The sequence below is a fragment of the Pseudomonas sp. 9.3L genome, from assembly GCF_058536285.1.
The window spans coordinates 1,728,641-1,746,551 of record NZ_JBZUBK010000001.1 but is presented as its reverse complement, the minus strand read 5'-3'; the positions used below and the strand labels follow the sequence as shown (position 1 = coordinate 1,746,551).

Below are 17,911 nucleotides of genomic sequence, written 5' to 3'. Positions count from 1 at the left end.
CTGGACGCTCGGCACAAGGGCTGCCAGACTGTGCCGAAACGCATGGTATTGATGCTACGAGGCCACATGGCGCCCCCGCACCTTGATTTGAGCGCGCTCGACGCCGCCGATTCGCTAGACCTCACACGCTCAACCCGTGTGATACGGCTTACCTTGGCCTTCACCCTAAGCATCATCGCCATCATCGTGGCCTTGGAAGGGGCGCGCTTATGGCATGAATACCAGCGCGCCATCGACGACGCCACCGCGAGTGCCGCCAACTTGGCGCGCGCTACCGCGCAACATGCCGAAAGCGCGATACGCCAGGTGGATTCCATGACCGGTGGCATCACCGAGCGTATCGAGGGCGACGGCCTGCCCAACCTCAACCCTCCTCGCCTGCATGCGTTGCTCAAGCGCCAGGTTCAATTATTGCCCCAGCTGCATGGGCTGTTTATCTACGGTGCCAACGGGGAATGGCTGGTCACCGATAAGGACGAGGTGCCAGCCCAGGCCAACAACGCAGACCGCGAGTACTTTACCTACCACCGTGCTCATCCTGACAGCGGTCTGCACATCGGGCCGGTGATCATCAGCCGCTCCACGGGCGAGCAGGTGATACCGGTGTCTCGCCGAATCAACAACCCTGATGGCACCTTTGCAGGCGTGTTCCTGGCCACATTGCAGCTCAGCTACTTCGAACGCTATTACGCAGGTTTCCAGATCGACGACCACGGGGTGTTTCTGCTCACGCTCGCCGATGGCACCTTATTGGCGCGCCGTCCACTGCTGCCGAATATGGTGGGCGTGAGCATTGCGCGTGGTGAGTTGTTCACCCGCTACCTACCTCGCATGGATAGCGGCGTGGGGGATATCACCTCCAGCTTGGACGGCGATCGGCGCTTTTTCGGCTTCACGCGAATAGACGGCTACCCACTGGTGGCGGGCGCAGCCCTGTCCCGTCACTCGGTGATGCAGCCACGCGTGGTAGACCTGATAAAAACCTTGCTCGTTTTAGCCGTGCTCGGCGCAGGCATTGGCTGCTTTGGCGCAGGCCTGATGCGCCAATTCCGCCAACGCTTGCGGGTTGAGGAAGAACTGCGCGCGGCTCAGCGCGGCCTTAGCCAGATGGCCTTCCACGACGGGCTCACCGGGCTGGCCAACCGCCGCAAGCTGGACATCGCCTTGATTGATGAGCTTAGCCGTGCCCGACGGCTTAATTACCCGGTCACGATGATCATGCTGGACCTGGATCGGTTCAAGCGCTTCAACGACCGTTATGGCCACCCGGCCGGCGACGAATGCTTGAGGGCGGTAGCAAGCGTGCTGTCGGCTACCGTTCACCGCACCAGTGACCTGGCGGTGCGCTATGGCGGTGAAGAAATGGCCCTTTTGCTGCCCAATACACCGTTCGAAGGCGCCTGCAAGGTGGCCGACGATGTGCTTCAAGGCATCCGCGCCTTGGGGATTGTCCACGAAGACAACGAACAAGGCGTGGTCTCCGCTAGCCTTGGCGTGTACGTGTGCGAGCCGGGCAGCCAGGAGGTTGCGCCTGCCGCCTTGATAAAAGCGGCGGACGCGCTGCTGTACGCGGCCAAACATTCAGGCCGCAATTGCTGGCGCGCCATGGGCCCAGAGGTGTGCAGCCGGAGCCAGGTGTAAACCGGCCCCTGCCCGCTCGCTAGCCCAGCGCTTGCTTGAGGAAAGGCGCCGTCTTACTGATTTTGCACGCGGCCACCTGCTCAGGCGGCCCGCACACCACCACCTGGCCTCCGGCGGCACCTGCACCGGGCCCAATGTCGATGACCCAGTCGCTGGCGGCCACCACGCGCATGTCGTGCTCTACCACGATCACGCTGTGCCCTGCCTCGATCAGCCGATTGAGCTGCACCAGCAGCCGGTCCACATCCTGGGGGTGCAAGCCAGTGGTGGGTTCGTCAAGCACGTACAGGGTCGCGCCCCGGGCGCTGCGTTGAAGCTCGGTCGCCAGCTTAATGCGCTGCGCCTCGCCACCGGACAATTCAGTGGCGGGCTGGCCCAGGCGCAGATACCCCAGGCCAATATCCCGCAACACTTCCAGCGAGCGGCGCACGGCAGGCTCCTCGGCAAATAAGTCCAGCGCCTGTTCGACCGTCAAGCGCAACACGTCCGCGATAGACAACCCTTGCCAGGTGATCGCCAGGGTCTGTGGGTTGTAGCGGTCACCGTGGCAGGTAGGGCATGGCGCATACACGCTGGGCATGAACAGCAGTTCAACGCTGACGAACCCCTCGCCTTCGCACGTAGGGCAGCGACCTTTGGCCACATTGAAGGAAAACTGCCCGGCATCGAACCCCTGCTTCGTGGCCTCTGGCGTGGCGGCAAAGCACTTGCGCACGTGGTCGAACAGCCCGGTGTAGGTAGCCAGGTTGGAACGAGGGGTCCGCCCGATAGGCTTCTGGTCCACCGGCACCAACCGACGTACCTGCTCCAACCCTTCCGTGATGCGGCCCTCGCTGACGAGTGCAGGCGCGTCCTCCAGTGCGTGCTCGTCAGGCTCAGCAACCGGTGCCTGACCCAGTTGCTCGCCTACCAACTCCAGCAGGGCCTGACTCACCAGGCTGGATTTGCCAGAGCCTGAAATGCCAGTAACTGCCGTCAGGCAGCCTAGGGGGAAGGCAACATCCACCTGTTTGAGGTTGTTGCGAGTGATGCCTTCGAGCTTAAGCCAGTGTTCGGCGGGCCGTGGGGTGCGCCGTGTGGTGTCGGGCGGCGCGAACAGGTACGCGCCGGTGCGTGACCGGCTAACCTCGGCCAAGCCCTGCGGCGGGCCGCTGTACAGCACCTCGCCACCGCGCTCGCCCGCGTCTGGGCCTACGTCTACCAGCCAGTCGGCGCGGCGCAAGGTGTCCATGTCATGTTCCACCACGAACACCGAGTTGCCTGACGCTTTCAAGCGCAAGAGGGCCTCGAACAAGGCCTGGCTGTCGGCGGGGTGAAGGCCTGCAGAAGGTTCGTCCAGCACATAGATAACGCCAAACAACTGAGCGTTGAGCTGCGTGGCCAGGCGCAACCGCTGTAGCTCACCGGACGACAAGCTGGGCGTGGCGCGTTCCAGGTCAAGGTAGCCCAGCCCCAAGTCGATGAGCGCCACTAGCCGTTCTAAGAGTTCGTTGGCGATGCGTTGCGCGGCCAGCCGTTTTTCGATGGACAGGTTGGGCGTGAACCGAACCTCTTTGCCACTGGCATGAGCGCTACCGCCAGCGGCTACCCGCGCAGCCATTGCCTGCTGTGCAGCCTCGGGGGACAGCACACCAGCTTCTGGGTCCTCACCTGCCGTCAGGTAGGCGCTGTCAGCCACCTCCTTGAGCAGCATCACCAATTCGTTAAGCGGCAGCCGCGACAGGGCGACGATGTCCAGCCCAGCGAAGCGCACGGTCAAGGCCTCAGGCTTAAGCCGCTTTCCTTCGCAGGCCGGGCACGGGCTGGCACGCATGAACTGCCCTACCCGCTTGCGCATCATTGCGCTCTGGCTCGTGCTGAAGGTATGCAGCACGTACTGCCTCGCCCCAGTGAAGGTGCCCTGGTAGCTAGGTTCGAGTTTGCGCCGCAGCGCTGCCTGGGTCTGCTCAGGGGTAAGCCCGGCGTACACCGGCACAGTGGGCGTTTCTTCGGTGAAGAGAATCCAGTCCCGATCAGCCTTGGGCAGGTCACGCCACGGGGTATCGACGTCATAGCCCAGGGTGACCAGGATGTCGCGCAAGTTCTGCCCCTGCCATGCCTTGGGCCAGGCGGCGATGGCGCGCTCACGGATGGTCAGCGATGGGTCGGGTACCATCGAGGCTTCGTTGACATCGAATACCCTGCCGATCCCGTGACAATGGGTACAGGCGCCTTGCGGGGTGTTGGCCGAAAAATCCTCGGCGTACAGCATGGGCTGCCCTGGCGGATAGCTCCCGGCACGTGAATACAACATGCGGATCAGACTCGACAGAGTGGTAACGCTCCCTACCGAGGAGCGTGCGTTAGGCGTGCCGCGTTGTTGCTGCAAAGCCACCGCAGGCGGCAAGCCTTCAATGCTGTCTACATCCGGCACACCCGCCTGGTCTATCAAGCGCCGCGCATAGGGTGCCACGGACTCGAAATAGCGGCGTTGCGCCTCAGCGTACAGGGTGGCAAAGGCCAGGGAGGATTTACCCGAACCGGAGACGCCACTGAACACCACCAAAGCATTACGCGGAACGTCCACGTCAACGTTTTTAAGGTTGTGCTCACGAGCGCCGCGCACCCGCACAAAGCCGTTACCGGGATTAGCCCCCGGCGCGTCAGGCGTGGAAGTCATCAAGGTATTCCTGCTGTTTTAGACCCCTGTTCGAGCCTTGTCGCTCGGTAATCGTTCAGCAGGGTCTGCCAAGGCCTTGCGCCTTGGCCGCTCAGATCAAGGCTTGATCCGAGGTGCCTCTAGCACTGGCGTTGTCGAGGTGGCAGTAGTCGCCAGGTGAGACTTGGTAGCGCGGCGATCTTCACTGACCATGTACTGAGAGGTGGCCACGCAGTGGTACTTCACGCCTCTGGCGCTGGGCATGGTCGCGACCGACTCCATACATTCAGCCCGAGAGGCATAGGCGGTGGGGCGGCGCTCTTGCAAACAGCCTTCAGCCGGTGAACACAAATTCATTACAACTACAAAAACACTCATCATTTGCCAACACTCCTGTGCGAGGCCAGACGGACTTCGTTAAGAAAACTGCGCGATTCTGCACAGCCGCTCAACGCAAAACAATGGCACATGGCTACCGTCTGTCGGTAACGTGGCGCTAATCAGGAGTATAGATTTTTATTATTTTAAATATTTGTTTTATAAGAAGTTTTCAAAGTGCCACTAATCGAAAATCTTTTGCATTAAACACTGTAATGATCAAACGTCGTCGTCAAATATCCGGCAATGGCCATTTGCACGACTTTACGTGTCCGGTTCTTGTCTTTAGGCAGCGGCTCAAGCCTCAATTCATCAGAGGCGCACTAACCTCCCTGGCGGTCACTAGCCGCGCCGCCAGGGCCTTGGCTTGCGCTGCCACGTCGGTCACGGCAGTGCTTTCCCACCACACCCCACGCAAAGGTGGCCCGAGCGCGAATATCACCTCAGAGACCTCGCCGGTGGCGCTCACCGTCGCCCCGCCAGGGTGTGCATCGATGCCCAATGCTAACGGCCCTGGGCGTACAAGCCCGCGTGTCAGCAGTTGTCGCGGCAGGGGCCTGTCCACGCGGCGCCAGTCGTATTCGATTCCACTGGAATCCACGAAACCCGCCACCTCTGAAGTGACGGTTAGTGCCTGGCCCCGCTCGCGCAGGCTCAACCGCATGCCCTCCGGGCTGCGCTGCGCATCAAGCAGCGTGGCTGCCCGCACCTGTAGCCGCCCGCGTTCTATCAAAGCAGCCAGCAGCGCGGCACCCTGCGGGGGTGAGCGATGGTGATGGCTTTCCCACCAAGGCCGCAGGTGACGCACGAACTGGCGCCGCTGCACCTCGCTGGCCTGGTACCACAGCCTGCCCACATGGGCACGCACAGTGTCCAGGGGTGCCTGCCAGTCGATGCCTTGCGCCGCCGCAAGCCGGCACTGCTCACGCAGCGCCCGGCACAGCTCAAGCGGGCTACGTAGCTGTGGGGCCTGAGCCAGGAAGTCAGGCCAGGCCGGTGGCTGGCGACGGGGCTGGGGCAGCAGCCCATGGCGCGAGATCACCTCGATAGGCCCTTGGTGCCCGGCTTCACGCAGCGACACCAGTGCATCGATCATGGTCAGGCCCGCCCCTACGATCACGACTGGCGCGTGGGTCGGCAGCGCGCGCAGGGCTGCTACATCCCATGGGCCGATGCCTGTCGCCCTACGAAAGGCGCCTGCACCCACGCGCGGGGTACGCGAGGCCGCGAATACCCCAGTGGCGATCACCGCCTGCGCGCCCTGCCAGCGGCAGCCGTTTGACGTCTGAAGGCACACGCCGCCCTCGTTGGGAAACAGGTCTACGACCTCTTCACGCACATGCTGCAGCCGTGAGCCAGGCGCGGCCGCTACGGCTTCGTCGAGCCGCTGGGCCGCATAACGCCCAAACAATGCCCTGGGCGGAAATAACTGCGCCACCGGCACCGATTGCGCGGCCGCGTCTGGCCATTCACCTGCCTTTAACTGCGCGGTAAGCCACAGGGTAAGGTCGTCGGGGGCATCAGGGTCAACGCTCATGCGGGCAGCGTTAGCGTTCAGGGTATGCCCCAGTTCAGTGGCGCTGTAGGCCTCGCCCCGGCCCAATTCGGCGCGTGGCTCAAACACTGCAATGCGCCTGTTACCGGGCAGGCGCAGCAATTGCATCGCCAGCAAGGCGCCGCTTAGCCCCCCACCTACGATCAGCACGTCGGCCTGGTGAATATCGGGGCGGGGCGCAGGGCTGTCGTTCATGGGGCGTTCTCGAGTCGGGCCGCAGCGGTGCGCGCCTGCGCGTGTTGAAATGTGCCGCAATGGTACACCGCCCTGCACGCTACGGCCCTGGCCGGGGCATACTGTGCCCTGCAACCGCACCTATTAATAAAGAAGGAAGTTTTCAGTGTCGGGCCTTGAAATCATTGCAGTACTGGTCAATGTGCTGGGCGTCTGGCTCACAGCACGCCGCACGCCTTGGTGCTGGCCCGTCAATGTAATTGCAGTGCTGTTGTACGTATGGATTTTCTACGACGTCAAACTCTACTCAGACATGCTGCTGCAATTGGCCTTTGTGGGCATGCAGGGGTATGGCTGGTGGCGGTGGCAGGCGGGTGTGGTTGATCACGGGCGGGTGCAAGTTGGGCGGCTGCCCGTGCTTATAGGGTGTGTAAGCCTGGCCATGGGGGCAATAATTGCGCTGGCCCTGGGCGCTGGCATGGCCCACTTCACCGACGCTGCCGTGCCTTGGCTGGACGCTACCTTGACGGCCTATAGTTTGGTTGCCAGTTATTGGGCAGCTCGAAAATACATCGCAAGCTGGGGGCTATGGATCGTCCTCGACGCCGTATACACCGGGCTTTACTACCATAAGGCCTTGCCGCTGACCGCCGTGCTGTACGCCGGTTTCATCGTACTGGCAGTGTATGGCCTCCAGGCCTGGCGGCGGGCACTTGCAGCACAGCCGGGCCACTCACACCCGGCCTGTTAAGCCTGCGGCATGGTTTGGGCCTGCCACAGGGCCTCGAACAATCCACCGCTGCGACGCAAGTGGTCTGGGTGGCCGTCCTCTACGATACTACCCGCCCGCATCACCAGTATTCGGTCAAAGTGCGCCACCGTGGCCAACCGGTGCGCCACGGCCAGCACCGTGCGCCCCTGCATCAGGTCGGTAAGTGCCGCCTGGATCACGGCCTCTGACCGTGAGTCCAGCGCGGCAGTGGCTTCATCGAGGATAAGAATCGGCGCGTCTTTGAGAAAGGCCCTGGCGATACCCAGCCGCTGCCGCTGCCCGCCCGACAACATCACCCCGCGTTCGCCCACGGGCGTGTCATACCCTTGCGGCAACTGCTCGATGAAATCGTGGCAGTAGGCGTTGCGGGCGGCGGCATACACCTCTTCAGGCGTGGCTTCTGGCCGGCCGTACCGGATGTTTTCATAAATGGTGCGGTTGAACAGGGCCGGCTCCTGGGGCACCACCGCGATTTGCCGTCGCAGGCTGTCTTGATTGATCTGACGGATGTCACGCCCATTGATGCGGATCGCCCCGGCAGTGACATCATCCAGGCGCTGAATCAAGCCAATCAGCGTACTTTTGCCCGCACCGGACGGGCCCACGACGCCCACCCGCTGACCAGGGTCTATCCGTACCTGAAGGTTATCCACCACCACCGCGCCTCCCGGGTAGGCGTAACCCACCTGCTCAAGCTCGATGGCCCCTTGCTGCACCGGCCAGTCCTCGTGGTGGTCTGGTAGCGAATGGGGCTGGGCGATGATGCCCAGGGTTTCGCTGATGGCGCCCATGTGCTGGCTGGTGTCCACCAGAGCCAAGGCGAGGTCTCGCGAGCCATGCAGGATGCGGAAGGTCAATGCGCTCACCAGCACTACATCGCCTGCCGTTACCCCACCCTCAGACCATAACCCGATGGCCCAGGCCAACATGCCGCCTGCCATCAGCGCCAGGCAAACGTCGTGAAACACCCGGGCTTTTTCAAGGTACATCCAGCTGCTCCGTTGGGCCCGGGCCTCTACCTGGATCTTCTGGTCGAGCCGCTCGCGCTCCCGTTCACGCGCCGAAAACGCCTTGATGGCCCAGACGTTCGACACCAGGTCCACCAGTTCGCCCCCTACCGTGGCCGCCTGGGCGGCGAAGCGCTGGTGCTTGCCGCGCCCGCGAATACCAAAATAAGTAATGATCGCGGCCACCAGCAGCACGCATAGCACCAATGCAAAAGCCATTTCCAACCGCACGGTAGCCAACACCACAATGGCGCCAATAAAGTCGACGCAGGGCGGTGTGATTCTCCAGATCAACGCGCCATATACGGCGCCGGCGGCACCGCCGGTTGCAGAGATTCGACTGCCCAGGGCCCCGGCGAAGTGCTCTGCAAAGTAGCCCATAGGGTGGCCGGTCAAGTGGCTGAACAGGTCAACCCGCATTTCGGCGCAGCTAGCCACCACGGTGCGGCACCCGAGCCACCCGCCGAGCCGCCAGAACAGGTTTTCGAGGGCAATCAGCCCTATGAACAGGCTAAAGGGCAGCCACACCTGGCCGCTGCCGGGGCCAGACTCGCTCATGGTGTCCACCAGCAGCTTCATGCCGTACTGCACTGCAACTGCACAGCTTGCGCCGCTGATGATGAACGCCACCAACACGCTGTAAGCCAAGGGCCGCCGCCGCACGTAGTGCCACAGAAAACGCCCAGCACTGCGCGGCGGTACGGCACGGTTCATAACACCTCCAGGTTCCCACTGCGAGTGTCGAGGGGTTGAGCGGGGTGTGCAGTGCCTTGCCCGCACTGCTCAGCAATCCTGCGAAGCGCCACGGCGGTGTCCGTGTGAACGGCCCTGACGCCTTGGGGGTCAGCGAAGCCTAAAAGGCCGGTAGGGCAATGACGGTCGTCGTCCCAGCCGGGGTAATCCAGTACGGGGTACAAGCAGACACCTTCCAGAGGAATATTGGACTTCAACGCCAGCGCGGCTTGATCGCCGATGTACGACAACCACTGCGCCCTCTGTACGCCCTCGGCACCTGTTTCAGTGATCGCCAGGGGCCTGCCGTAACGGGCGTGCGCTTCTTTGAGCATGCCGGCCAGCGAACGGAAATGCGGGTCCCCCAACGCAATGCGCTCGCCGTTGTAGTACCACTGGTTCTGCGCATAGAAGTTGACCCCAAGGATATCCAGGTATTCCGGCCGCCCACCCAGCCCTGGCCACGCCCTGCCGGTGAGCAGGTCCCATGACTCGAACTGGGCCAAGCGATAGCGCTCGGCCGCCTCCCCGTCTCCGGGCCGCTGAGGCATTGCACGCACATGGATCAAAGGGTCGACTTGCACAAAGCGCGCACGTGCATCGACGCCTCTGATCGCGTCGATGCCCGCGATGGAGGCCCGTATCAACTGGTGCTTGAGTTCCATTGCACGGTGAGAGGCATGGGGGTTGAAATAGGCCACTTCCCCCCCAGCCCATGCCCAGAAGGAGATTTCATTGATCGGGCAGTAGAACGGCACGCTGTCGCCGCGCTCACGAACATGGGAGGCGACCGCCGCCGCGAACCGTGCGAAGCGCTCTACGAACGCCGGCTGCCAGATGTCCAGCCCGTCTGGGTAACCGTAGTGGCAAATGTCCCAGATCACCTGGGTCCCCGCCGCGCTAGCGGCGTCCAGTAATGCATCGAAGCTGCGCCAGTCGTAGATGCCCGGCTGACGCTCTATCAGGTGCCAGCGCAATCCATCGCGCACGGTGCGCAGCCCGTGGGCCTGGAGCGCATGGTAATCGCGCTCCGCCCAGCGGTCATGACCCGTACCCGCCAGCAGGTCGAGCCTGCGCCCGTCCCGCCGGCGGCAACTGGAACACTCAAACCCCCCCATCAAAAAGCTGGAGAAGGTCTCAGGCCTGTGCATGGGCTTGCGCCTCAGTGTCCACGTGGCCCGGTTCGGCTGCTTCGAGCTTTTGATACAAGGCCAATGCCTGCCCTACAACCTGGTCCATGTTGTAGTACTTGTAAGTCCCCAACCGCCCCAGGAAGGTGACCCCCACAGTGTCGTCGGCCAGGGCTTTGTACTGTTGGTACAAGGCGGCGTTTTCCGGCGCAGGCACGGGGTAGTAAGGGTCGCCCTCGGCGCTGGGGTACTCGTAGGTCAGGCTGGTGTGATCGTGTACCTGGCCGGTGAGGTACTTGTACTCGGTGATACGCGTGTACGGGACCTCCTCGTTCGGGTAGTTGACCACCGAGACCGGCTGGAACTGCTCTTGAGGGAGGGTTTTGTGCTCAAAGCGCAACGAGCGGTAAGGCAAGCGGCCAAGCTTGAAGCCGAAATACTCATCCACCGGGCCGCAGTACACCAAATGACCCCGGCTGAGTTCACCGCCGACCTCGGCGAAATCAGTGCTCAACAGGATGTCGATGTTGGGGTGGTCGAGCATGCGCTCGAACATCTTCGTGTAGCCCTCGAGCGGCATGATCTGGAAGGTATCGGTGAAGTAGCGATCGTCGGTGTTGGTACGGGTCGGCACGCGGGCGGTCACCGAGCGATCCAACTCGGACGGGTCCCTGCCCCACTGCTTGCGGGTATAGCCGCGGAAGAACAACTCGTACAACTCGCGGCCCACTTGCCCCACGACCACGTCTTCGGAGGTACGAATCGGGTCCACGGCTTCGGCACGCTCGGCCAGGAATGCCTGCGCGCCCGCTTCGTCCAGGTCCAGCCCATACAAGGTGTTCAAGGTGGTGAGGTTGATCGGCACGGGCACTTGCTTGCCACGCACGTCGGCCAGCACACGGTGTTCGTAGGGGCGCCACTCGGTGAAGCGGGAGAGGTAATCCACGATGCGCTGTGCATTGGTGTGGAAGATATGCGGCCCGTAACGGTGAACCATCACCCCGGCTTCGTTCAGGTGATCGTAGGCGTTGCCGCCCACATGGTCACGCCGGTCTACCAACAACACCCGTTTGCCGAGGCCTGCGGCCAGCCGCTCGGCCAACACGCTGCCCGCGAACCCTGCGCCCACGATCAGGTAGTCATAAAAAGGCTGGCCGCTTGCGCTGCTTGAGGCGGCATTGGCGCGGGCTTGCTCAAGGGTTACGCGAGGCATTTGATCTGCTCCATCATTGCATTCCAGGTGGTGTCCCACGACATGCCGTGCAGGGCCTTGTCAGCCTCTGCCAGCAGGTGCTCAGGGTGCTGTCGCTGTGCCAGGGCCTGCTCCACCGCTGCGATGAAGGCCGCCGGCTCATCGGCGATGTGCACCACCTCGCTGTGCCCGTAGGTGCGTACCACGTCCGTGATGGACGTGGACACCACAGGGCAGCCACCTGCCAGGTATTCAGGGGTCTTGGTGGGGCTGATAAACCGAGTGGCTTCGTTGCGGGCGAAGGGCATCGTGGCCACGTCCCAACCGCCCAGGTAGGCCGGCAACTGGTCGTAACCTTTGCCGCCCAAGTAATGGATATTGGGCAGCACTGGCAGGCTGGCAGGGTCGATCTTGACCACCGGGCCAAGGATTACCCATTGCCAGTCAGGGCGTTGGCGCGCCACGGCTTCCATCAGCTCGGCATCGAAGCGCTCATCGATTACCCCAAAAAAGCCTAAGCGAGGGTGGGCGATGGCCGCTTGATCCAGCGGCTCAGGCAGGCCGGTGCGCGCTGCACCAAAGTGCTGGATATCCACGCTGCTGGGCATGGCATGGGCGTTAGGGTGCTGGTTCTTCTTGGCCTCCCAAATGCTGACCCCTCCGGTAAACACAACATCGGCCTTGGCCAACAGCTGCTTTTCGCGAGTGATCAGCTCTGGTGGTGCCCCGTGAAATGCAGACAGCTCGTCCATGCAGTCGTAGATAGTGACGTTTGGCGTAAGGTGCTCGCTGAAGGTCAGGCTCATGGGCGTGAAATACCACAGCATCAGCTGGGCATGGGCATGGCTGGCCAGGTAGTCATCCAGCAAGGTGCGTAGCGCGGCATCAGTGCCGGCGGCATCCAGGCCGTGGGGCAAACGCGGTGTAAGTACCGTTACACCACTGGGCTGAGGGAAGGCCTCCACATACGGGGCAGACGTTTCTCCTGGCAGCGGCTCTTCGAAGAACACCACATCGAATTCGCGGGCCATTCTGGACATCAGGTGTTGAGGGCGCTGGTACACAAAACCCCAGCGTAGGTGTGAAAGGCACACCAGTAGAGGGCGAGCGGCCAGGGCGGCGCCCTGACGTGGAACCTGTTCTTCGGCTACTGCAGCCTTTAATGGGCGTGGCGTTGTTGTCATTCGTGGGGATCCTGGTGGTCGTTGCGCATCATCGGCACACAGCAAAGCCCCCTCTGCCACACGACAGGATTACGAAGGCTGCGGCTCACCGACAGCCACTTAAGTGGATACTCACCCTACCTGTGTCGTTCACCCGCATAAGCGGTCAAGCGACGAACGACACCACCGTTCGCATCTCGGGTTGAACCACGCGTCCAAGCGGCCGCTCCGTATTAGAGCGAGCTGACAGGGGCTCGTCCTCTTAGAGCAAAAGGCTCACCCCCCTTTACTGTACGTATGCAAAGGACTATTCATGATTCTAGTGACTGGAGGAACGGGCTACATCGGTGCTCATGCGGTTTTGGCGTTGCTGGAAGCAGGCGAAGAGGTAGTTGTACTGGATAACCTGTGCAACAGCAGCCGCGAATCCCTTGCCCGTGTGGAACGGCTGTGTGGTCGCCGGGCCGAGCTAGTGGTCGGTGACATCCGCAACAGAGGCACGCTGGATAAGCTGTTTGCCCGCTACCCCATTGAAGCGGTGATGCACTTTGCAGGCCTCAAGGCCGTAGGCGAAAGCGTCCGTGAGCCTTTGCGTTATTACGATACCAACGTAGTAGGCAGCATTAACCTGTGTCAGGCCATGGCCTATGCCGGGGTGTTCACCTTGGTGTTCAGCTCATCGGCTACGGTCTACGGCGATTGCGCCCAAATGCCTATCAGCGAAGAGGCTGAATGCGTCACAGCCACTAACCCCTATGGGCACTCAAAACTGGTCACTGAGCAGGTGCTGGCCAACCTGGCCAAGGCCGATGACCGCTGGCGCATTGGCTTGCTGCGTTACTTCAACCCCGTCGGCGCCCACCCGTCAGGGCTACTGGGTGAATCCCCGCGGGCAACGCCCAACAATCTGCTGCCCTATCTGCTGAGAGTAGCCAGCGGTCATTTGCCGGCCCTTCCACTCTACGGAAACGACTACCCCACGCCTGATGGAACAGGGGTGAGGGACTATATCCATGTCGTCGACCTTGCGGCGGGCCACCTCAATACCCTGAATTATCTGCGCGATCACGCCGGGCTGCGTGCTTGGAACCTGGGCACAGGGCTTGGGTATTCGGTGCTTGAACTGGTCCACGCCTTCGAACGCGTGAGCGGCGCACCTCTTGCGGTGGATCTACAACCCCGCCGCTCTGGCGACGTGGCTCAATGCTGGGCAGACCCTTCCCGCGCTCTGGACGAACTGGGCTGGGTTGCTCAGCACGACCTCGATACCATGCTGCGCGATGCGTGGCGTTGGCAGCAGGCCAACCCGTTGGGCTACACCGAGAGCACACGCCTGGAAACGGCCATGGTGTCCCCAGCTTCGGGCACTGAACGCACCGGGTAACTGGCGTATCTCTATTGTCGGGCTTTGCAAGCGGCGTTAAACCTTTCACAATCACGCCCCTTTTTTACGGGCGCCGCTCTACCTTCAGGCCTAGGCCTGTGGCGGCGACCTTGTACAAAGCCTTACTAACGGAGTCGCCCATGAATGAGCACGCCTCACGTGCCGGGGCATGCCCCGTCACTGCTGCCACTGATACCGGATGGGGGCACGCAGACACCACCTGGATGCTCGGGTTGTTCGGCACCGCCATCGGCGCTGGCACCTTGTTTTTGCCGATCAACGCAGGCATCGGCGGCTTCTGGCCACTGATCGTGCTGTCGCTGCTGGCCTTTCCCATGACCTTCTATGCCCACCGCGGGCTTACGCGCTTTGTGTTGTCCGGCCGCGAAGGTCAGCGCTGATCCATACGCTGTGGCTGGCCATTCCGGTGATGGTGTTCTCGTTCAATCACTCGCCGATCATTTCGGCCTTTGCGGTGGACCGAAAGCGCGCCTGGGGAGAGACCGCCGAGCCGCGTTGCAGCCGGGTGCTGGCCCGCGCTCACGCCCTGATGGTGATCACCGTATTGTTCTTCGTGTTCAGTTGCGTACTCGTGCTTTCCCCGGCGCAACTGGCCGACGCCAAGGCGCAAAACCTGTCGATCCTGTCCTACCTGGCCAACCACTTCAACAACCCTACCATCGCCTTTGCAGCGCCCATCATCGCCGTAGTGGCCATCGCCAAGTCGTTCCTGGGCCACTACATCGGTGCCAGTGAAGGCCTGCGCGGCTTGCTGAACAAGGCGCGCAGGAGCAGTGGCACTACGGCACGTCAAGACCGGCTGGTGGCGGCCGCCATGGCTGGGGTGTGCTGGGCGGTGGCAACGCTGAACCCGAGCATCCTGGGCATGATCGAGACCCTGGGTGGCCCGGTGATCGCCGCTATTTTATTCCTGATGCCGATGTACGCTGTACGGCGGGTTCCAGCGCTGCACCGCTATGCCGGGGAATGGTCAAACACCTTCGTGGTTGTGGTAGGGCTGGTGGCGATCTCGGCGCTGGTGTACTCGCTGGTGTAAACACACCACGCGTCCAGCGGCGCTCTCGAGTGCGCTAGACTGCGCCCCTGGCGCGCCTGGCGCCTTATCGCAACGGAGCCCTCATGCACGCCCAGCCTATCGAGGTTGTACAGGCCGAGTACACCAACCCGGTGCACGCCCACGCCTTGACACACCTGCTGAACCTCTACGCCCAGGACCCGATGGGCGGGGGCGAGGCACTGCCTGAGTCAGTGCTGGGCACGCTGGCCAGCGCACTGGCCAAGCGCCCGGACGCCTTCAGCCTGCTGGCCTTTGCTGGCGCCACACCCGTGGGCCTGGTGAACTGCTTCGAGGGGTTTTCCACCTTTGCTTGCCGACCCTTGGTCAACATCCACGACGTGGTGGTGATCGAAGGCTACCGAGGGCAAGGCATCAGCCAACAGATGCTGACCGCCGCTGAAGCCATCGCGCGCCAACGCGGCTGCTGCAAAATGACCCTGGAAGTGCTCGAAGGTAACGCAACGGCCCAGGCCGCCTACCGCAAGCTGGGTTACGGCGCGTTCGAGCTGGACCCTGCCATGGGCAAGGCGCTGTTCTGGCAAAAGGCGCTATAGGCGTAGCCGCTACGTTGGCGGCCTGCGCTGCACTAAGCCGGCGTGCGTTGGTCAGAGGCAAAGACGCTGTGCCCTCCTCTGCGTCATTCATTCAACTGGATGGAGCCTCTTGCATGCGTTTCCCTCACACCCTTTCCTTACTCGCGGCAGGCCTCTTGGCGGCGGCCCCCGCAGCCCATGCCTCTACCCTGATTTACTGCTCTGAGGCCAGCCCGGCAGGCTTTGACCCCGCTCAGTACACCTCTGGGACCGAGTTCGATGCCGCGGCCGAGACCGTGTTCAACCGCTTGGTACAGTTCAAGCGAGGCAGCACCGAACTGGAGCCTGGCCTGGCGAGGCGCTGGGATGTGAGCCCCGACGGCAAGACCTATACCTTCCACCTGCGCGAGGGGGTAGCCTTCCACACCACGGATGACTTCACCCCCAGCCGAAACTTCAACGCCGATGACGTGCTGTTCACCTTCGAACGCATGAGGAACAAGCAACAGCCCTTCCGTCAGGCCTACCCCAGTGAATTCCCCTACTTCACTGACATGGGCCTGGACGAAAACATCACCGCGCTGAACAAGCAGGATGACCAGACGGTGGTGTTCGTGCTCAAGCACGCCGATGCCGCCTTCGCTGCCGACCTTGCCATGAGTTTTGCGTCGATCCAGTCTGCCGAATATGCAGCGCAGTTGCTCAAGGCAGGCCACCCGGAACGCCTTAACCAGAAGCCCGTGGGCACAGGGCCTTTCGTGTTCACCCGTTATCAAAAAGATGCGGTGATTCGTTACAAAGGCAACAGCCATTATTGGAAGCCTGAGGACGTCAAGCTGGACGAGCTGATTTTCGCCATCACCCCGGACGCTGCTACCCGAATGCAAAAGCTCAAGGCGGGCGAATGCCAGGTCAGCAGCTATGCGCGGCCGGCTGACGTGGTGGAGATGAAAAAAGACCCCAACCTTCAAGTGCTCGAACAACCCGGCTTCAACGTAGGGTTTTTGGCCTACAACACCCAGCACCCTCCCCTGGATAAACCGGAGGTGCGTCGCGCCTTGGACATGGCCATTAACAAGCAAGCCATCGTTAGCACGGTGTTCCAGGAGGCTGGCCAGGTGGCCGAGAACGTGATGCCGCCTACGCAATGGTCCTATGACACCACTATCAAGGGCGCGCCCTACGACCCGGAAAAAGCCCGCCAGTTGTTAAGCGCAGCGGGCGTGAAGCCTGGTACGGAAATCGCCCTGTGGGCCATGACCGTACAGCGCTCGTCCAACCCCAACGCCCGGCAATCGGCGCAGATGATTCAGCAGGATTGGGCCAAGGTCGGGATCAAGGCGAAGATCATCAGTTACGAATGGGGCGAATACATCAAGCGCGCTAAGGCCGGCGAACATGACGTGCTCACCTACGGCTGGACCGGCGACAACGGCGACCCCGACAACTGGCTGGGCGTGCTGTACGGGTGCAGCGCCATCGGCGGCAGCAATTACGCCCGCTGGTGCAACAAGGAGGTAGACGGGTTGATCCAGAAGGCCAAGACCCTCACCGATCGCAACGAGCGCAGCCGCCTGTACAGCCAGGCCCAGCAGATCATCCACCAGCAGGTGCCGGTCAGCCCCATGGCCCACTCCACCGTGTCCCAGCCGATGAGCAAAAACGTCGAGGGCTTCAAGATCAACCCCTTCGGCGTGACTGGGTTTTATGGGGTGAGTGTGAAATAAAAAACAGGCGCCCTGAGCGTATCGACAAGGTTGATACTGGAAAGGTCGCGTGCTAGCGTATCGTCCTTGTCGATACACCCTCGGAGTTCTATTTATGCAAGTCACTATCAAGAAATGGGGCAACAGCCCTTCGGTCAGAATTCCATCTTCGGTCATGAAGCTGGCAAAACTGTCTTTAGACGCGGTGGTGGACGTTCGCGTCGAAGAAGGACGAGTCATTATCGAGCCGGTGCATACCAAAGAGGTCAACGTGGACGCCCTGATTGCCGCGATTAGCGCGGATAACCTGCACTCTGCAGTTGATTTCGACTACCCGGTGGGTAGGGAAACCTTCTGATGGTGCGTCGGTACGTTCCGGAGGCCGGCGATATCGTTTGGCTTTATTTCGACCCACAGGCAGGTCATGAACAGGCCGGCCATCGCCCGGCCGTTGTCCTTAGCCCTGCGTCGTATAACCATAAAACCGGCTTGATGTTGTGTTGCCCCCTCACTACACACATCAAGGGTTATCCCTTCGAAGTGGAGGTAGCCGGTGAACGTTCGAGCGCTGTGCTGGCGGATCAGGTGAAAAGCCTGGATTGGAAAGCACGCAAGGCCGAGTTCAAGGGCTCAATCTCTGCCTCAGAATTAAGTGCCGTCCGCCTCATGGCGACTTCGTTGATAGGTAAGCCTTAAGCGAGTCTTATGAGGCAGGGATGAAATAGCGTAGTGCCGCTAACCCAGCGCCCGCTATAGAACCTTGAACCCCACCCGGCGCTCTGATCTTGCACTACGGCATGATGCCGCCTTAAAGACGAGCGCCTTCTT

General features: G+C 61.8%; 14 protein-coding genes and 1 pseudogene. 8 read left to right on the top strand and 7 right to left on the bottom strand.

Features of this window, described 5'->3' with window-relative positions:
• The first annotated feature begins 66 nt into the window (after positions 1-66).
• Entirely contained in the window at positions 67-1,641 is a 1,575-nt protein-coding gene (locus tag AC4LE2_RS07915; protein ID WP_491825233.1) for a sensor domain-containing diguanylate cyclase, read from the top strand.
• Between the two features lie 19 nt (positions 1,642-1,660).
• Here the strand turns inward: AC4LE2_RS07915 and AC4LE2_RS07910 are convergent, their stop codons facing one another.
• The 3 genes from AC4LE2_RS07910 to AC4LE2_RS07900 form a co-directional block, all read right to left on the bottom strand.
• Entirely contained in the window at positions 1,661-4,300 is a 2,640-nt protein-coding gene (locus tag AC4LE2_RS07910; protein ID WP_491825232.1) for an excinuclease ABC subunit UvrA, read from the bottom strand.
• Positions 4,301-4,396: 96 nt separating this feature from the next.
• Positions 4,397-4,660 carry a hypothetical protein gene (locus tag AC4LE2_RS07905; RefSeq protein ID WP_491825231.1) on the bottom strand — a complete coding sequence of 88 codons (264 nt, stop codon included), beginning with the start codon at positions 4,658-4,660 and terminating at the stop codon, positions 4,397-4,399.
• A 301-nt stretch (positions 4,661-4,961) separates the two neighbouring features.
• A complete protein-coding gene (locus AC4LE2_RS07900) occupies positions 4,962-6,407 on the bottom strand; it encodes an FAD/NAD(P)-binding protein (RefSeq protein WP_491825230.1) in 1,446 nt (481 codons plus the stop codon).
• Positions 6,408-6,552: 145 nt separating this feature from the next.
• On the opposite strand from AC4LE2_RS07900, the gene pnuC reads away from it, so the two are divergent.
• Positions 6,553-7,137: a nicotinamide riboside transporter PnuC gene (gene pnuC, locus AC4LE2_RS07895; RefSeq protein ID WP_491825229.1), complete on the top strand. Its 585-nt coding sequence runs from the start codon at positions 6,553-6,555 to the stop codon at positions 7,135-7,137.
• Here pnuC and AC4LE2_RS07890 read toward each other — a convergent pair.
• The 4 genes from AC4LE2_RS07890 to AC4LE2_RS07875 are packed head-to-tail and all read right to left on the bottom strand — an operon-like array spanning position 7,134 to position 12,403.
• Positions 7,134-8,879, bottom strand: a complete 1,746-nt coding sequence (locus AC4LE2_RS07890; protein ID WP_491825228.1) for an ABC transporter ATP-binding protein — start codon at positions 8,877-8,879, stop codon at positions 7,134-7,136. The two genes, pnuC and AC4LE2_RS07890, sit on opposite strands and share 4 nt — an antisense overlap.
• Positions 8,876-10,048: a beta-glucosidase gene (locus AC4LE2_RS07885; protein ID WP_491825227.1), complete on the bottom strand. Its 1,173-nt coding sequence runs from the start codon at positions 10,046-10,048 to the stop codon at positions 8,876-8,878. Before AC4LE2_RS07885 ends, AC4LE2_RS07890 begins: the two co-directional genes overlap by 4 nt.
• Positions 10,035-11,240, bottom strand: a complete 1,206-nt coding sequence (gene glf / locus AC4LE2_RS07880) for a UDP-galactopyranose mutase (protein WP_491825226.1) — start codon at positions 11,238-11,240, stop codon at positions 10,035-10,037. The genes AC4LE2_RS07885 and glf overlap by 14 nt, the downstream gene beginning before the upstream one ends.
• A complete protein-coding gene (locus tag AC4LE2_RS07875) occupies positions 11,228-12,403 on the bottom strand; it encodes a glycosyltransferase family 1 protein (RefSeq protein WP_491825225.1) in 1,176 nt (391 codons plus the stop codon). The genes glf and AC4LE2_RS07875 overlap by 13 nt, the downstream gene beginning before the upstream one ends.
• Positions 12,404-12,695: 292 nt before the next feature.
• On the opposite strand from AC4LE2_RS07875, the gene galE reads away from it, so the two are divergent.
• From galE to mazF, 6 genes and pseudogenes are all read left to right on the top strand, one after another.
• Entirely contained in the window at positions 12,696-13,766 is a 1,071-nt protein-coding gene (gene galE, locus AC4LE2_RS07870) for a UDP-glucose 4-epimerase GalE (RefSeq protein ID WP_491825224.1), read from the top strand.
• A 140-nt stretch (positions 13,767-13,906) separates the two neighbouring features.
• Positions 13,907-14,823, top strand: a pseudogene (locus AC4LE2_RS07865) (SLC5/6 family protein).
• Between the two features lie 83 nt (positions 14,824-14,906).
• Positions 14,907-15,398, top strand: a complete 492-nt coding sequence (locus AC4LE2_RS07860; protein WP_491825223.1) for a GNAT family N-acetyltransferase — start codon at positions 14,907-14,909, stop codon at positions 15,396-15,398.
• A gap of 113 nt (positions 15,399-15,511) precedes the next feature.
• Positions 15,512-17,104 (top strand): ABC transporter substrate-binding protein, encoded by a 1,593-nt coding sequence (locus AC4LE2_RS07855; protein ID WP_491825222.1) that lies wholly within the window; start codon positions 15,512-15,514, stop codon positions 17,102-17,104.
• A gap of 94 nt (positions 17,105-17,198) precedes the next feature.
• Positions 17,199-17,441, top strand: coding sequence for an AbrB/MazE/SpoVT family DNA-binding domain-containing protein (locus tag AC4LE2_RS07850; RefSeq protein WP_491825221.1), 243 nt, complete (start codon positions 17,199-17,201; stop codon positions 17,439-17,441).
• Positions 17,441-17,779, top strand: coding sequence for an endoribonuclease MazF (gene mazF / locus AC4LE2_RS07845; RefSeq protein WP_491825220.1), 339 nt, complete (start codon positions 17,441-17,443; stop codon positions 17,777-17,779). The genes AC4LE2_RS07850 and mazF overlap by 1 nt, the downstream gene beginning before the upstream one ends.
• Positions 17,780-17,911: the final 132 nt, after the last annotated feature.

Bases quoted from the DNA above. Each gene is read 5' to 3' on its own strand.
- galE (WP_491825224.1), top strand. From the start codon at position 12,696: ATGATTCTAGTGACTGGAGGAACGGGCTACATCGGTGCTCATGCGGTT.
- AC4LE2_RS07900 (WP_491825230.1), bottom strand. From the start codon at position 6,407: ATGAACGACAGCCCTGCGCCCCGCCCCGATATTCACCAGGCCGACGTG.
- glf (WP_491825226.1), bottom strand. From the start codon at position 11,240: ATGCCTCGCGTAACCCTTGAGCAAGCCCGCGCCAATGCCGCCTCAAGC.
- AC4LE2_RS07885 (WP_491825227.1), bottom strand. From the start codon at position 10,048: ATGCACAGGCCTGAGACCTTCTCCAGCTTTTTGATGGGGGGGTTTGAG.
- mazF (WP_491825220.1), top strand. From the start codon at position 17,441: ATGGTGCGTCGGTACGTTCCGGAGGCCGGCGATATCGTTTGGCTTTAT.
- AC4LE2_RS07910 (WP_491825232.1), bottom strand. From the start codon at position 4,300: ATGACTTCCACGCCTGACGCGCCGGGGGCTAATCCCGGTAACGGCTTT.
- AC4LE2_RS07915 (WP_491825233.1), top strand. From the start codon at position 67: ATGGCGCCCCCGCACCTTGATTTGAGCGCGCTCGACGCCGCCGATTCG.
- AC4LE2_RS07860 (WP_491825223.1), top strand. From the start codon at position 14,907: ATGCACGCCCAGCCTATCGAGGTTGTACAGGCCGAGTACACCAACCCG.
- AC4LE2_RS07890 (WP_491825228.1), bottom strand. From the start codon at position 8,879: ATGAACCGTGCCGTACCGCCGCGCAGTGCTGGGCGTTTTCTGTGGCAC.
- AC4LE2_RS07850 (WP_491825221.1), top strand. From the start codon at position 17,199: ATGCAAGTCACTATCAAGAAATGGGGCAACAGCCCTTCGGTCAGAATT.
- AC4LE2_RS07875 (WP_491825225.1), bottom strand. From the start codon at position 12,403: ATGACAACAACGCCACGCCCATTAAAGGCTGCAGTAGCCGAAGAACAG.
- AC4LE2_RS07855 (WP_491825222.1), top strand. From the start codon at position 15,512: ATGCGTTTCCCTCACACCCTTTCCTTACTCGCGGCAGGCCTCTTGGCG.
- AC4LE2_RS07905 (WP_491825231.1), bottom strand. From the start codon at position 4,660: ATGATGAGTGTTTTTGTAGTTGTAATGAATTTGTGTTCACCGGCTGAA.